The sequence below is a fragment of the Paenibacillus cymbidii genome (assembly GCF_004764705.1).
Taxonomy (GTDB): Bacteria; Bacillota; Bacilli; order Paenibacillales; family NBRC-103111; genus Paenibacillus_AN; species Paenibacillus_AN cymbidii.
In genome coordinates this window covers 33,904-47,385 of sequence record NZ_SHLX01000031.1, presented here as the reverse complement: position 1 = coordinate 47,385, position 13,482 = coordinate 33,904, and the positions used below count along the sequence as shown (strand labels likewise).

The window sequence follows — 13,482 nt, the reverse complement described above, 5'->3', positions numbered from 1 at the left end:
TCCCCGCACCCCACTTTATCGCCTAGTCGTACCTTTCAATAGAAAGCAACAATATCGCCGTAGCGCTGCCCGTCGAACTCGTAGCCGCCCGCGGGGAGCGCCTTCATCCGCTCTCCCTCCGCTTCCCCGGTTATGCGCCGGGTCAGGACGGCGACGCCTTCGCGGGAGCGCGTCTCCCGCGCGCAGCGGAACGCTTCGTCGCGGAACGACGCTTCGTACAGCACGAGCACGCGATCGAGCGGCTCCGACTTCCCGTCATCCGCAAGTTCGAGGATGCGGCTCGTCTTCAGCGCGAAGCCGGTAGCCGGCGCCGGGCGGCCGAACTGGGCGAGCAAGTTGTCGTAGCGGCCGCCGCTGCATACCGGGAAGCCGTGATCGGCGGCGTAGCCTTCGAACGTCATGCCCGTATAGTAGGAGAAGTTGCCGATCATCGTCAAATCGATCAGCACGTGTTCGCTGACGCCGTACGCCTTCAGCACGTCCCACATCGCGCACAAGTGGCGGATCGCTTCCGACGCGACGCGGTCCTGCGTCAACGTCAGCGCCTGCTCGCAAATTTCGTCCCCGCCGCGCAGCCGCAAAATGCTTTCCAGCGCGCCCCGCGCTTCCGCCCCAGCAGCGACGCGTTTGACTTGCTGCCGATAGCCGACGTAGTTGCGGCTGAGCAAACATTCCTTCAGCAGCGTCTGCTCCTCGGCGCGTCCCGGCAGCGTTTCGTCCAGCAAGCCGTTCAGGAAGCCGACATGGCCGAGCGCGATCTTGAACTGCCGCACGCCGGCGGCCTGCAGCGCGGCGATCGCCAGCGCAATCACCTCGGCGTCCGCTTCCGGCGATGCGTCGCCGACGAGCTCGACGCCGGTCTGGTAAAACTCCGACTCGCGTCCCGCTTCCTCCTCGAACGCCCGGAACACGTTGGCGTGGTACGACAAGCGCACCGGCAGCTGCTCGGACTTGAGCAGCGACGCCACGACGCGGGCGATCGGGGCCGTCATGTCGGAGCGCAGCACAAGCGTCCTTCCGTTCTGGTCCAGCAGCTTGAACAGCTTGTTGTCCGATGTGGCGCTCGCCGCTCCCACCGTATCGTAAAATTCAAGCGCCGGCGTCACGATCTGGCTGTAGCCCCACTTCTCCATGCAGGCCAGCACACGCGCCTCCACCATCCGCAGCTTGGCCGCATCGTTTGGCAAATAATCGCGTACGCCGGTCGGTTTTTCAAACACTTTTGGCTTCGACATGGCTATCACCTGTACCTATTCGCTTTAGTCCGCTACCATATTACCATACTACCAAGATAAAGAATGTATTCGTAATAATACCACGCCGAATAGCCCCCGTCAATGGGAGCGGAAGCGAGCGGCAGCCACGATCCCGTGCGCGGCCAAACAAAAAAAACGACTCCTCAGAGTCGCCGCTCCCTACTTCCGTTAGCGCCCCCTGCGCGAGGAGCGGTGTTTCTCGACGCGCGATAGCGCCGGTTCAAGCCGCGTCGGCCCGGAAACGTCCGCAGCGGCTTGCGCCATGGACTCCGCCGGCTGCTGGCAGCGCTCCAGCCTGCTCACGCGCTCCCGCAGCTCCGCCAGTTCCCGCTGCAATTCGCGTACGGTCTGCTGCCAATACAGCATCGTCATGTCACGCATTTTCGCCGCATGGCTGTCTGCCGTCTCTGTCGCCGGATGCGGAGCGGTCTCTTCCGCGGCGTGCGAATGGCGCTCCCCGGGTGCACCCTCCTCCGGCTGCTCCTCCCCGCCTGCGAATGCCGGAACCGCAAGCAGCGCTTCCAGTTCGTCTTGCGTAAGGATATTCTTATAACGCTCCAACCGCTTCCCGTTGTCCGCATTCGATGGATGGAAACCCGTCATTGCAACCACCTCTTATCCGGCAAAATAACACCGTCGCTCGCGATCGCGCTTTCCCGGGCACGTACCCGCCTCTACCCTTACCTTCACCATAACCGACCGCGCTGAACACATTCTGAACAACTGCCGCAACCGGCAATAAGGGGAGCGACAGCAACAGCCGCCACTCCCCGAATCGTTCCCTTACCGGATGCCCAGAAATTCGATCAGCACACCGGCCATCAACGTATGCCCGCGCTCGCCGGGATGAATGCTGTCGTCCATCAGCATCAAATGCTGGTTGGTGGCGCCGCCGGTCTCCTCGTTCCATCGCTCGTAGATGTCGCACAGCGGCGTGCCCGTCGCCATCGCCGCTTCCCGGCATGCCTGCGCATACAGCGGGTAGCTCGCGCGCGACGCGACGGCTCCTTCGTGAACGTTGAAATCGAGCGGATTTTGCGTCAGCAGCAGCGCCTCGCCGCCTGCCGCCTTGATGCGGCCGACGATTTCCTCCAGATTGCGGCGATATGCCGCCACCTGCGCTTCGCCCCGGGTCGAATCGTTCATGCCGAGCATGACCGTCACGAGATCGGGCCGAAACCGCAGCGCATCGCGCTCCAGCCGGTCGAGCACGCCCCAGGTCGTGTCCCCGCTGACGCCCGCGTTCAGCAGCATGAACTTGCGTCCGTATGTATCGATCAGCTTCTCCGCGAACTGGCCGACATAGTTCAGCTTGCCGCGCAGATGATAATTTTGTTCCGTGATCGAATCGCCGATGCAAACGATGAAAGCACGTTCCCCATTTTTCAACTTGTCGATGGTGTTCAGCACGCTCATTCCGCCTCGTTTCCCCCTGTCGTCCGGTTGCCGCTTGCTTTGCCCGCCTCTGCCCCGTCACCCGCCGCCGGACGGATGATCTGCAGCGGATTGCCCGCCACGAAGCTGCCCGGGGCCACGTCCTTGTGCACGACCGAACCGGCGCCGACAACCGCGTTGTCGCCGATCGTCACGCCCGGCAAAATCGTCGTGTTCGCGCCGATCATCACATTGTCGCCAATCCTCACTTCGCCGAGCCGGTACTCCTTGATCAAATACTCATGCGCCAATATCGTCGTATTGTACCCGATGATCGAGTTGCGGCCGACGAAAATTTTTTCCGGGAAGAAGACGTCCACCATCACCATCAACGCAAAAGCGGTATGCTCGCCGACCGTCATGCCCAGCACGCGGCGGTAGATCCACCGTTTGAACGGAAGCGAAGGCGAGTAGCGGGCGAGTTGGATGAACACAAAATTGCGCACCGCTTTCCACCGGCTGACCGTCCGGTACAGCTGCCACAGCGCATTCGGGCCTTCCACCGGGTACCGGGTCGTCCGTCTCACCGCGCACCTCTCGTTACGCCGGCGATGTCGAGCAAATCCCGCATATCGTGAAGCATGTAGTCGGGCTTGTATTGGCGGAGGAACGCTTCGCCCTTGAGCGACCACGCCACGCCTGCCGACTTGACGCCTGCCGCCTGGGCCGCGAGCAAGTCGAACTGGCTGTCGCCGACCATCAGCGTCGTCTCCGGGCTGGCGTCAAGCAGTTGCATCGCTTTGACGATTCCTTCCGGATCGGGCTTCGGCTTGTCCACATCGTCAAACGTGACGATCGCGTCCATGTAGTCGAACAACCCGCAAAACTTCAACCCCTTGTCGGTCGTCAGCCGCACCTTGCTGGTAACGACGCCGAGCCGGGTGCCGCCTTCCCGCAAAGCGGCGACAACTTCCCGCACATGCGGAAACTCGCGCACCAGTTCGTCGTGCCGGGCCAGGTTGTACTCGCGATACAGCGGAACCAGCTCCGCAACATCCTCGCGACCCGTAAAGAAACGCAGTTGCTCCAGCAGCGGCCGGCCCATGTGCGGCACCAGTTCCTCGCGCGTATACGTCCGATCGCTTCTTCCTTCCAGCACTTGAAGGAATGTTGCGATAATCAGTTCGTTCGTATCGACGATCGTGCCGTCGAGGTCGAACAGTACCGTTTCGATCATGGGCCATCTCCTCGCTCGTACAGATTTCCCCTTAGTATATCAATTGAGTCCGGGCGATGCATCTGCGTTCGCAAAAATTTTTGCCGGATAACAATGGCCGGCAAGGGAACGAATCCCCTGCCGGCCATTGCCGCCCATCCCTTATTTAGGATCGTTCGCCGTTTCGCCCGATACGGACATCTCGGCATTGTCGCGCTCCGCTTCCGCTGCAGGAGCCGCCGCTTTGGAAGAGACGATCGGATCGGAGTAACGAACATTGGCGTATCCGGCCTTGCGCCGGTAGACGATGATCGCGATCATCGCTACGATCAGCAGCAGCGCAAGCAGCTGCGACGTCCGGATGTTGCCCGACGCCATGCTGCCCGCATCCCCGAACAGCAGGCTCATCGGCGACCAGATGGCGTCAAGCAGCGAAGCCAGCCAATTCGGTCCGGTGAACGCGAGGCTGTCCGTACGCAACCCCTCCACGAAGAAACGGCCGAACGAATACCAGATGAAATAGCCCATGAACAGCTCGCCGGCGCGCAGGAACGGCCTGCGGCGCAGCCAGAGCAGCAGCAGGAGGCCGACGACGTTCCACAACGATTCATAAAGGAACGTCGGATGATAATAAATGCCCTGAATGTTCATCTGGTCCACAATAAAGGCCGGCAAATGAAGCGTATGGCGGAGGAAGCTTTCGTCCACCGGCATGCCGTGCGCTTCCTGGTTGACGTAATTGCCCCAGCGTCCGATCAATTGGCCGGCCAGAAGGCTGGGCGCGCTTATGTCGGCGATCCGCAGGAAGCTGTAGCCCTTGGCCCGGGCATAGAACACGGCGCCGATAACGGCGCCGATGAGCGCCCCGTAGATGGCGATGCCGCCGTGCCAGATGGCGAACACATCCCAGAAATTGTTGCGGTAATCTTCCCACTGGAACGCAACGTAGTAGATCCGCGCGCACACGATCGCCGACGGCACGCCGACGAGCAGCAAGTCCATGAAGAAATCCGGCGAGATGCCGTACCGCTTGCCTTCGTTCACCGCGAGCAGCAGCCCGGCCAGCGCGCCGCACGCCAAAATAATGCCGTACCAGTGCACTTCCAGCCCGCCAAGGGAAAATGCAATCGGATTCAAAGCCAGCGTCATTCCCGTACCCCTTTCATCCAAAATGGATTATTCGATTTCGTCCATCTCTTCGTTGAGCGTTTCGGTCAGCTTGTTCGTAAACTGCTGCGCCGCATTGAAGCCCATCCGCTTCAGCCGGTAGTTCATCGCCGCCACTTCAATGATGACCGCAAGGTTGCGGCCGGGGCGCACCGGAATCGTCACAAGCGTCACATCCGTATCGATGATGCGCGTCGTTTCCTCGTCGAGCCCAAGCCGATCGTATTGCTTGTCCTGCTGCCACGTTTCGAGCTTGCAGATGACGTTGATCTTGGCGTTGTTGCGCACCGCGCCCGCCCCGAACAGCGTCATGACGTTGATGATGCCGACGCCGCGAATTTCCAGCAAATGCTTGATCAACTCCGGCGCGTTGCCGATCAGCACGTTCTCCGCCGTCTGGCGAATTTCCACCGCGTCGTCCGCGACCAGCCGGTGGCCGCGTTTGACGAGCTCGAGCGCGGTTTCGCTTTTGCCGATGCCGCTGCTGCCGGAGATCAGAATGCCGATGCCGTACACATCGACCAGCACGCCGTGAATCGTCGTCGACGGCGCCAGCTTGCTCTCGAGAAAATCGGTGATATGGCCGGACAGCAAGGTCGTCGGCTGCGAGCTGCGGATGACGGGGATCTGCTTGTGCATCGCCGCGTCGCACAGCTCCTTCGGAACCGGCAGCGATCGCGTGATGCAAATGCAGGGCGTCTCGTCCTCGCACAGCCGCGTCATCCGGTCGATCCGTTCCGCCGCGGTCAGCGTTTCGAAGAACGCCAGCTCCGTGCGGCCGAGAATTTGCACCCGCTCCGCGGGATGATAATTGAAATAACCGGCCATTTCCATGCCCGGACGGTTCAAGTCGGATACGGTGATTGCGCGCCTCAGTCCCTCTTCGCCGCAGATGACTTCCATGCCGAACTTTTGCACCAGGTCGCCCACCCGTACTTTTTTTGCCATGTGCCGTGCTCCTTTTGTTTTTCCAATAACTTCATCGTAAAACAATTGGCCCGACAAAGCAACCGAAAGCGCTCAGGAGGCGGCGGCAGACAATAAGATCGTGGGGGGCGCCGGTTGTTCCTGAAACGAAACGGGATGAGAAATTGAATAGTATGCATAAGCCGCGTTCTATGGCAGCCGATTACAAATGGATAACGCGAGGTCTCGCCAAAATGACCATTGCCGTCGCACTTAACGAACGGCTGTGAAGGAAGCCCCCTTCGGAGAGTAGGGTAAGACGGGGGATTACTCCCCCGGACTCCCCGTCAAACCGTGCATGCGGATTTCCCGCACACGGCTTTCCTTCGTCAGTTCCCCATCTTCAGGAGTGAGTCGTCTTCACCCGTCGCCGGGCTGCACATTTCAGTCCTGAATTAGAAACGTGTGATGAGCAGGTTTGTCAAAAATACCATCCCGGCTTCTTCCAGGGTCTTGTTCGGAAGGAGCCGGTTTGAAACCCTGGACTTCTTTTTCCGCATGAACGCTCTTACTCTCATTCGCATCCATTCGTCCAGTCGCTGAAACTTCCCCTTTACATCCCCAATCCCAAAGTAATTCCCAAACCCTCGCGACACTTCATTTAGCTTGACGATCATTTCGTGGAGGTTGTTCCCTTGCTGCCTACGGGTAATCTGGCGGACTTTCTCTTTGTACTTCTTTAGCTTGGCGTCCGGCAAGATGAGATACTGCTTCCAGAAGTCGAATCCCAGAAAACGGAACCCTTCGTCGACATGCACCACCTTTGTTTTCTCCGGGTGCATTCGCAGCCGCAGTTCCTCTTCCAGTAGAATCCTCGCCGCCTGATACGCTTCTTCTGCCTGCTCCTTTGTTTTGCAAAGCATGACGGCATCATCCGCGTACCTTACCACCGCGAATCCTTTCTCCTTCATTCCCCAGTCGAAATGGTTCAAGTACAGATTCGCAAGCAACGGACTGATAACACCGCCCTGTGGAGAACCGACTTCCGTTTCATGGAACTGGCCATCTTCCATGACTCCTGCGGTAAGCCATCCGCGAATGAGCGTCAGCACTTTCCCGTCGGTTATTCGTTCGTGCACCTTTTCCATCAGCAGGTCATGCGGAATTTCGTCGAAAAAGGACATGATGTCCAAGTCTACCACATAGTCGTATCCGCCGCGCTTTGCTCGCCTGATCGTGCGTATCGCCTGGTGGGCGGAATATCCGGGACGAAAGCCAAAGCTGTAGTAGTAGAAGTCTTGCTCCACGATCGGCTCGATGATTTGGCGTACTGCCTGCTGGCATACGCGATCTCGGATGGTGGGAATGCCCAGCGGCCTTACCTTCCCGTTTTCCTTCTCGATGTACTGTCGTCTCACCGGATCAGGCTTGTACCGATTTTGTTGCAGTAACCGCTGGATTTCCTTTAGGTTCCTGCCGATGTTCTTCTCGAACATCGCGATACTTACGCCGTCGATTCCGCCGCTTCCTTGATTCTTCTTCACGCTCAGCCATGCCTCGTGCAGGTTCTCCATTTGGTATACTTTGTCGATCAGGGTGTAGTATCGTCGTTTCGGTTTCATTGGTGTTTCACCACCTTTGCCGCTACTCACCAAGCTGGTATTGTTTCCGCTACAGATGATCGATTCCTTGCTTGTTCCACGGCTGGGCAAATGCGTCTTAGGCTTATTGCCAATCGCTCCCGTTTGCCCGTCATGTACTCAGGTCGCCAGTAGCCCTCCATCCGTTGGCGCTCTTTCGCCATTGGCGGGACGCACCCTCTTGGTACTACCCTTATTCGATTAAGGCGCTTACGATCTCCACTCACGTCCACTCACAGACTTTGACGAAGCACGTCCCCCTTGCCTCTGTCTTCCCTCTTTTGGAGTGGAAGCAGGGTATGCGACGGCGATTTTTTTCCTCGCTTGCGCATACTCATCCGAGTTTTCCCCTCCAGTCTGTTACCAGCTTTCATCGGCTCGGATTTGCTCACTACTACGGGACGATCCGCCATCTCGCCGCCCATCGATTCGGCTTTCCCTCTACGGTTATACCCCCCCTACCTTGCCGCGTTTGCGTCAAGGAGACGACGAGACTTCCCTCGGTCATCGTCACATTCTGTTCCATCCATCCTGACCCTAATCACGTCGATGAGCCTTGCAGGTCATTTCCCTTTGTTTGTTTTCCTGCAAGATATGCCCATTGGCATAGGTTTCCCCGTTTCTCAGCCGGGTCACCCCGCATCGCCGCCACCTCTGGTTCACCGCATTCCGGGCTGGACTTTGCCTGCAGGCCCTTCGGATTCCCCCTCGCGGGAGACACCCTGCCAGTCCTCTCCACTGGAGTAGGACTTCTACTTCGGCTACGGCACTTTAAAGGGTAAAGTTACCGAGTGGATTTGAACCACTTAGATTGTGCAACTGTGAGGCGCACTGAGCAAATAAGACGGAAAATCCGGCTTATTTGCTGTCGCCCTCCGGATCAGAGCAAATAAAGCGGAAAATCCGACTTATTTCGCTGCCGCCCTCCGGAGCGGAGCAAACAAGGCGGAAAATCCGACTTATTTCGCTGCCACCCTCCGGATCAGAGCAAATAAAGCTTAAAATCCGGCTTATTTCGCTGCCGCCCCCCGGATCAGAGCAAATAAAGCGGAAAATCCGGCTTATTTCGCCCCCGCTCTCCGGAGCGGAGCAGACAAGACGGATTTTAAGAAAAATTTCCACTGTCCACGGTATATTGACAGCCACTTTCCATTGCTCCGGCGCCCGGCGGCCGGCAGCGCGCTACCCCCGCTGCTCGCGCCACGGCAGCTGCGCGATTGCCGCCATGCCGGCGTCGTCGAGCTCGACGCCGAGCCCCGGCAGCCGCGGCACCGCGACACAGCCGCCTTGGTCCAGCGCGAACGGCTCGCGGAAGAAGCCGCGGCCGATCAGCGTCCGGCCGTCCGCTCGCGAGTCGTTCACCTCGTTGTGCTCCTGCACGAGGAAATTCGGCGCCGCGGCGGCGAACTGGACGCACGCGGCGAAGCTGAGCGGGCTCAGCGGGCAATGCGGCGCCACGACGGCGAAATGGCTTTCGGCCATGGCGGCGATCTTCGCCAGCTCGGTGAAGCCGCCGGCATGGGCGATGTCCGGCTGCAGCACCGCCGCGCCGGCATCAAGCGCTTCGCGGAACGCCCACTTGCCCATCCAGCGCTCGCCGGCCGCCACCGGCACGGTCGTACCGCCCGCGATGCGGCGCAGCAGGTCGACGCGCTCGGGCGGCACCGGCTCCTCCAGGAACAGCGGCCGATACGGTTCGAGCGCCCGCGCCAGCTGCAGCGCGTAGTTCGGATGCGGGTTGTGCACGTCGATGGCGACATCGACGTCGTAACCGACCGCATCCCGCACGGCGGCGAAGCAATCCGCGGCCAGCGCGACGGAAGTGCCCAGCGCGACGGTTTCGGCGAAGCTGACGTGCACCTTGAGGCAGCGGAACCCCCACTCGCGCACGAGGGTACGCGCCGCGTCGGCGTAGCGCTCCGGCAGCGGCCGAGCGTCGGCGGTCTCCCCCGGGCCGCCCAATACCGGCGGCATTCCGACCGCCCGATACGGCTGCCCGGGCTCCACCGTATACGGCGCTTCACCCGCACAGCTGCGGTACACCTTCACCTTGTCGCGGCACAGGCCGCCAAGCAGCTCGTACACGGGCGCGCCGAGCGCCTTGCCCTTGATATCCCACAGCGCCATGTCGATCCCGCTGATCGCACTCAGCTTGATCGGGCCGCCGCGGTAGCCGCAGCCCGAGTTGTACATCTTGTCCCACAGCCAGCCGGTGCGGCGCGGATCTTCGCCGATAAGCAGCGGCATCAGCCGGGTCACCTCCGCCGACACGACATCGGCGTGATCCTCGAGAAACGGCTCGCCGAGCCCGCTGATCCCTTCGTCCGTGTGAATGCGGATCCACACCCAACTGGGCGGGATTCGGAGCAGTTCGTAACGGGTAATTTTCATGCGCGGCTACCTCCAAACGCGGGATTCCGGTACTTCCATTCTACCATCATTCCCCGCACAAGAAAGCCATCGCGCGCGGCGACGGCTTTTTGTGCGGAACGATTATTTTTTGCCGGCAAGGAACGCTTTGAACTGCTTGTCGTATTCGGCCACCACTTTGTCGAGGCCGGCAGCTTTCATTTTGGACAGCGCAGTCGCATAAAACTTGTCATACTCGACGACGCCCATTTTCAGCGGGTAAATGCTCGTTTTCACTTCGGCAAGCAAGTTGGCGTATTCGACCGAAACCGGCGTCGTATCGAACGTGAAGCCGACGGTGACCGAGTTGACCGCCTTGTCGTTGATCTGCAGCGTTTCGGCGTACTTCGGATGCGCGGTTTGCGGCACGCGCACGAATTTGTAGTAGCCGAGCTTCCATTCCGAGAAGCCAACCTCCGTGCCTTGCGGATGGAGCTGCTCCATTTTGCCCGCGCCGGCGTCCTTCCACCAGTCGTCCTTGATGCCGTAGGCGAGCAAGTCGTAGTTCTCCTGCTTGCCGTACAGCCAGTCGTAGAACTTGATCATTTCCTCCGGATGCTTCGACGTCTTCGGGATGACGTTGGCGTTGTTCATCAGCAGCGGACGGAACCACGCCTTGTCGGGCGCAAGCCGCAGCGTATCGATCGTCGCCTCCGGCTTGGCCGCATGCATCGGATTCCAGAAATCGTACAGCGTCCCGAAGTTGAAAATAAACGTCCCTTCCTGCGACGGCTTCGTCACCTGGTCGAGCGGCAGCGTCAAAATATCCGGATTAATCAGGTTCTTCTTGAACAGCGCGTTCATGAACGCGTTGTCCTGCTTGAATTCCGGCGTCTCCATCCACGACTTGACATTGCCCTTCTGGTCCACATAGATCAAATCGTCGATGACGCTGAACGGATACGCCTCGTATTCGCGATGGATAAAGTTCATGATCGTGTTCGGCTTCAGCGTGATGTTGAGGTTCATGTCTTTTTCGCCGGCTTTGATTTTTTCCGCCGCGGCGAGCATTTCGGCTTGCGTTTTGGGCGGCTGGAGGTTGTATTTCTTCAGCAAGTCGCTGCGGTACGTAATCATCTCGTAGTCGTTCGCCCATTCGCGATAGAAGACCGGGATCGAATAAATTTTGCCGTTGATCTTCATGCCGTCCCAGACGTAGTCGGGGAACGCCTTTTTCAAATTCGGGTATTTCTCCAAATACGAATCGATCGGCACGATCGCGCCTCTGCCCGCGTAAGCGGACGTTTTGATCAAGTCCTCCATGATCGTCAGGTTGTCGAACGCCTCGTTGGAGGAAAGCATCAAATTCGTCTTCTGCTCCCAGGCGTCCCAGCCGATGAATTGGAAATCGACCTTGATGTTCAGGCCGTCGGCCGCCAGCTTCTTGTTGATCGCGTCGAATCGTTTGGCCGCGTCTGTCGGCGCGCTTCCCGGCGAAACGTACGTGAGCGTCACCGGCGCTCCGGCATTGGAGCCGCTCGGGCCCGGCGACGAGCCGCTGCCCGATTTGCTGTTGCTGCAGCTTGCCAGCACGCCCCCCGCCAATACCAACGTCATACCCCATGCCAACGTCTTGTTGATTTTGCCCGTTGCCATTGTCAAACCTCCTTTTTCGATAGGCCACTTCTATAGTTGACGACTATATGATGACGCTGCCCGGTCATGCCGCGGTAGCCCGGAACAGCTCGGTCATCCTTTGACGGAACCGACGATCAACCCTTTGACAAAATAGCGCTGCAGAAACGGATACATCAGCACGACCGGGCCGATCGTCACGACCGCCGTCGCCATCTTCACCGACTCGGCCGGCATGATGCCGCCGGATCCCGACGCCCCCTGCATTTCCGTCAGCATGCGAATGTCCGACTGCAGCTTGAACAGCAAATACTGCACCGGATACAGCTTCTCGTTGTCGACCAGCATGATCGCATTCCACCAGTCGTTCCAATAGGCGAGTCCGTAGAACAGCGCCACAGTCGCCAGCACCGGCTTGCACAGCGGAAAAATAATGCGGAAGGCGATCGTCATGTCGTTGGCGCCGTCGATTTTGGCCGATTCGATCAGCGCAGCCGGAAGCGCATTCATGAAGTTGCGCACCAGAAACAGGTTGAACGCGTTAAACAGCAGATTCGGCACCAGCAGCGCCAGCATGTTGTCGTTCAGCCCCAGCTCGCGGCAAATCATGTACCACGGCACGATGCCCCCGTTGAAGATCATCGTAAAAAAGAAGAACATCGCCAGCCCGTACCGATACTTCACCGCCGGGTTGGACAGCGTAAAGGCGGCCATGGCGGTAATCGCAACCGCGAGCAGCGTGCCGGCCACCGTCACGAAGATGGAGATGCCGTAGCTGCGGATCAGCATATCGGAATCGTTAAACAGCAGCCGGTAAGCGGCCAGCGAAAACGTCCCCGGAATGAAGCGGTACCCGTGCTGGCGAATGCTCGCTTCGCTCGAGAACGAAATCATCACGACCAGCAGCATCGGCAGCACACACAGCAGCGAAAAGAGCGAGATGGCCGCATAAATGAACGGTTGACCGACCCGGTAACGGCTCATCAGAACAACGCCCCTTCCGGAAAATATTTGCGAATGAGCCGGTTGATCCCGAATACGATAATAAAGCCCATGAACGCCTGGTACAGCCCGACGGCCATCGCCTGGGCCGGATCGCCGGAGGTCCGCAGCGCGCGGAACACGTACGTGTCGATCACGTCGGTCGTCGGCAGCAGCAGCCCGTTGTCGCGAATGATCGAATAGAGCATGGCGAAGTTGCCGTAGAAGATTTTGCCGACCGCCAGCAGCACCAGAATGATCGCCGTGGGCATCAGCAGCGGTACGGTAATCCGGCGGGCCATCTGCCAGCGGCTGGCGCCGTCGATGCGGGCCGCTTCGTACAGCTCGCTGTCGATGCCGACAATCGCGGCCAAATAAATGACCGTGGCGATGCCCGTCTCTTTCCATATATTCATGCCAACGAGTATCTCCGTCCATACTTCCGGTTTGGCGTACCAGTTCTGCCGCTCCAGCCCGAGCGACTGCAGCAATTGGTTCAACACCCCGTACTGGGTGGAAAAGACGTTGTAAACGATATAGCTGACAACGACCCACGAGAGGAAGTGGGGGAACAGAAACGTCGACTGCGTCGTTTTCATGAACCACTTGGACTTAACCTCATTCATCATGACGGCAAAAGCGATAGCAATTCCGTGCCCGAGCACGATATACAAAAAGTTAAGCCGCAGCGTGTTCCAAGTTACGGTCCACACGTTGTTGGATTTAAAGAAGAAGGCGAAATTTTTGAAGCCGATAAAATCGTGATTGGCGAATAGCGACGAGTCGTAGCTGAACTTCTGAAAGGCCATCACCAGATAGGGGAGCGTAAAATAACCGAATACGAGCGTGTACAGCGCCGCCGGCAGCACGAGCAAATAGCTGAACGGGTTTTTGCCGATGTCGCGCAGGAAACCGGCCGGTCCTCGCTTGACCATGGTTGCCCCTCCTTTATCGTCGT

General features: G+C 59.0%; 12 protein-coding genes. All 12 read right to left on the bottom strand.

Translation table 11 applies throughout. The features are described 5' to 3' along the window. Positions 1 to 35: 35 nt before the first annotated feature. Positions 36 to 1,235: an ATP phosphoribosyltransferase regulatory subunit gene (locus tag EXY20_RS30780; RefSeq protein WP_135556258.1), complete on the bottom strand. Its 1,200-nt coding sequence runs from the start codon at positions 1,233 to 1,235 to the stop codon at positions 36 to 38. Between the two features lie 189 nt (positions 1,236 to 1,424). After that, positions 1,425 to 1,859 carry a hypothetical protein gene (locus EXY20_RS30775; RefSeq protein WP_135556257.1) on the bottom strand — a complete coding sequence of 145 codons (435 nt, stop codon included), beginning with the start codon at positions 1,857 to 1,859 and terminating at the stop codon, positions 1,425 to 1,427. Between the two features lie 180 nt (positions 1,860 to 2,039). Beyond that, positions 2,040 to 2,672 (bottom strand): SGNH/GDSL hydrolase family protein, encoded by a 633-nt coding sequence (locus tag EXY20_RS30770; protein ID WP_135556256.1) that lies wholly within the window; start codon positions 2,670 to 2,672, stop codon positions 2,040 to 2,042. After that, positions 2,669 to 3,217, bottom strand: coding sequence for an acyltransferase (locus EXY20_RS30765; RefSeq protein WP_135556255.1), 549 nt, complete (start codon positions 3,215 to 3,217; stop codon positions 2,669 to 2,671). Before EXY20_RS30765 ends, EXY20_RS30770 begins: the two co-directional genes overlap by 4 nt. Next, complete coding sequence (gene ppaX, locus EXY20_RS30760; RefSeq protein WP_135556254.1) at positions 3,214 to 3,867, bottom strand: pyrophosphatase PpaX; 654 nt, start codon at positions 3,865 to 3,867, stop codon at positions 3,214 to 3,216. Before ppaX ends, EXY20_RS30765 begins: the two co-directional genes overlap by 4 nt. 141 nt (positions 3,868 to 4,008) lie before the next feature. Continuing rightward, positions 4,009 to 4,995 carry a prolipoprotein diacylglyceryl transferase gene (lgt, locus tag EXY20_RS30755; protein ID WP_135556253.1) on the bottom strand — a complete coding sequence of 329 codons (987 nt, stop codon included), beginning with the start codon at positions 4,993 to 4,995 and terminating at the stop codon, positions 4,009 to 4,011. A gap of 27 nt (positions 4,996 to 5,022) precedes the next feature. After that, positions 5,023 to 5,961, bottom strand: coding sequence for an HPr(Ser) kinase/phosphatase (gene hprK, locus EXY20_RS30750; RefSeq protein ID WP_135556252.1), 939 nt, complete (start codon positions 5,959 to 5,961; stop codon positions 5,023 to 5,025). A 413-nt stretch (positions 5,962 to 6,374) separates the two neighbouring features. Further along, on the bottom strand, positions 6,375 to 7,541 hold the full coding sequence (gene ltrA, locus EXY20_RS30745) for a group II intron reverse transcriptase/maturase (protein WP_135556251.1): 1,167 nt from the start codon (positions 7,539 to 7,541) through the stop codon (positions 6,375 to 6,377). Positions 7,542 to 8,741: 1,200 nt separating this feature from the next. Further along, positions 8,742 to 9,950: an enolase C-terminal domain-like protein gene (locus EXY20_RS30735; protein ID WP_135556249.1), complete on the bottom strand. Its 1,209-nt coding sequence runs from the start codon at positions 9,948 to 9,950 to the stop codon at positions 8,742 to 8,744. A 102-nt stretch (positions 9,951 to 10,052) separates the two neighbouring features. Further along, on the bottom strand, positions 10,053 to 11,564 hold the full coding sequence (locus EXY20_RS30730) for an extracellular solute-binding protein (RefSeq protein WP_135556248.1): 1,512 nt from the start codon (positions 11,562 to 11,564) through the stop codon (positions 10,053 to 10,055). A gap of 93 nt (positions 11,565 to 11,657) precedes the next feature. Continuing rightward, positions 11,658 to 12,527, bottom strand: coding sequence for a carbohydrate ABC transporter permease (locus EXY20_RS30725; RefSeq protein ID WP_135556247.1), 870 nt, complete (start codon positions 12,525 to 12,527; stop codon positions 11,658 to 11,660). Continuing rightward, entirely contained in the window at positions 12,527 to 13,459 is a 933-nt protein-coding gene (locus EXY20_RS30720; RefSeq protein WP_135556246.1) for an ABC transporter permease, read from the bottom strand. Before EXY20_RS30720 ends, EXY20_RS30725 begins: the two co-directional genes overlap by 1 nt. Positions 13,460 to 13,482 lie beyond the last annotated feature (23 nt).

What these genes read in the sequence shown, in the direction of transcription:
- EXY20_RS30770 (WP_135556256.1), bottom strand. Translation starts at nt 2,672, where the DNA reads ATGAGCGTGCTGAACACCATCGACAAGTTGAAAAATGGGGAACGTGCT.
- EXY20_RS30725 (WP_135556247.1), bottom strand. Translation starts at nt 12,527, where the DNA reads ATGAGCCGTTACCGGGTCGGTCAACCGTTCATTTATGCGGCCATCTCG.
- ltrA (WP_135556251.1), bottom strand. Translation starts at nt 7,541, where the DNA reads ATGAAACCGAAACGACGATACTACACCCTGATCGACAAAGTATACCAA.
- EXY20_RS30735 (WP_135556249.1), bottom strand. Translation starts at nt 9,950, where the DNA reads ATGAAAATTACCCGTTACGAACTGCTCCGAATCCCGCCCAGTTGGGTG.
- hprK (WP_135556252.1), bottom strand. Translation starts at nt 5,961, where the DNA reads ATGGCAAAAAAAGTACGGGTGGGCGACCTGGTGCAAAAGTTCGGCATG.
- EXY20_RS30775 (WP_135556257.1), bottom strand. Translation starts at nt 1,859, where the DNA reads ATGACGGGTTTCCATCCATCGAATGCGGACAACGGGAAGCGGTTGGAG.
- EXY20_RS30730 (WP_135556248.1), bottom strand. Translation starts at nt 11,564, where the DNA reads ATGGCAACGGGCAAAATCAACAAGACGTTGGCATGGGGTATGACGTTG.
- EXY20_RS30720 (WP_135556246.1), bottom strand. Translation starts at nt 13,459, where the DNA reads ATGGTCAAGCGAGGACCGGCCGGTTTCCTGCGCGACATCGGCAAAAAC.
- EXY20_RS30780 (WP_135556258.1), bottom strand. Translation starts at nt 1,235, where the DNA reads ATGTCGAAGCCAAAAGTGTTTGAAAAACCGACCGGCGTACGCGATTAT.
- ppaX (WP_135556254.1), bottom strand. Translation starts at nt 3,867, where the DNA reads ATGATCGAAACGGTACTGTTCGACCTCGACGGCACGATCGTCGATACG.
- lgt (WP_135556253.1), bottom strand. Translation starts at nt 4,995, where the DNA reads ATGACGCTGGCTTTGAATCCGATTGCATTTTCCCTTGGCGGGCTGGAA.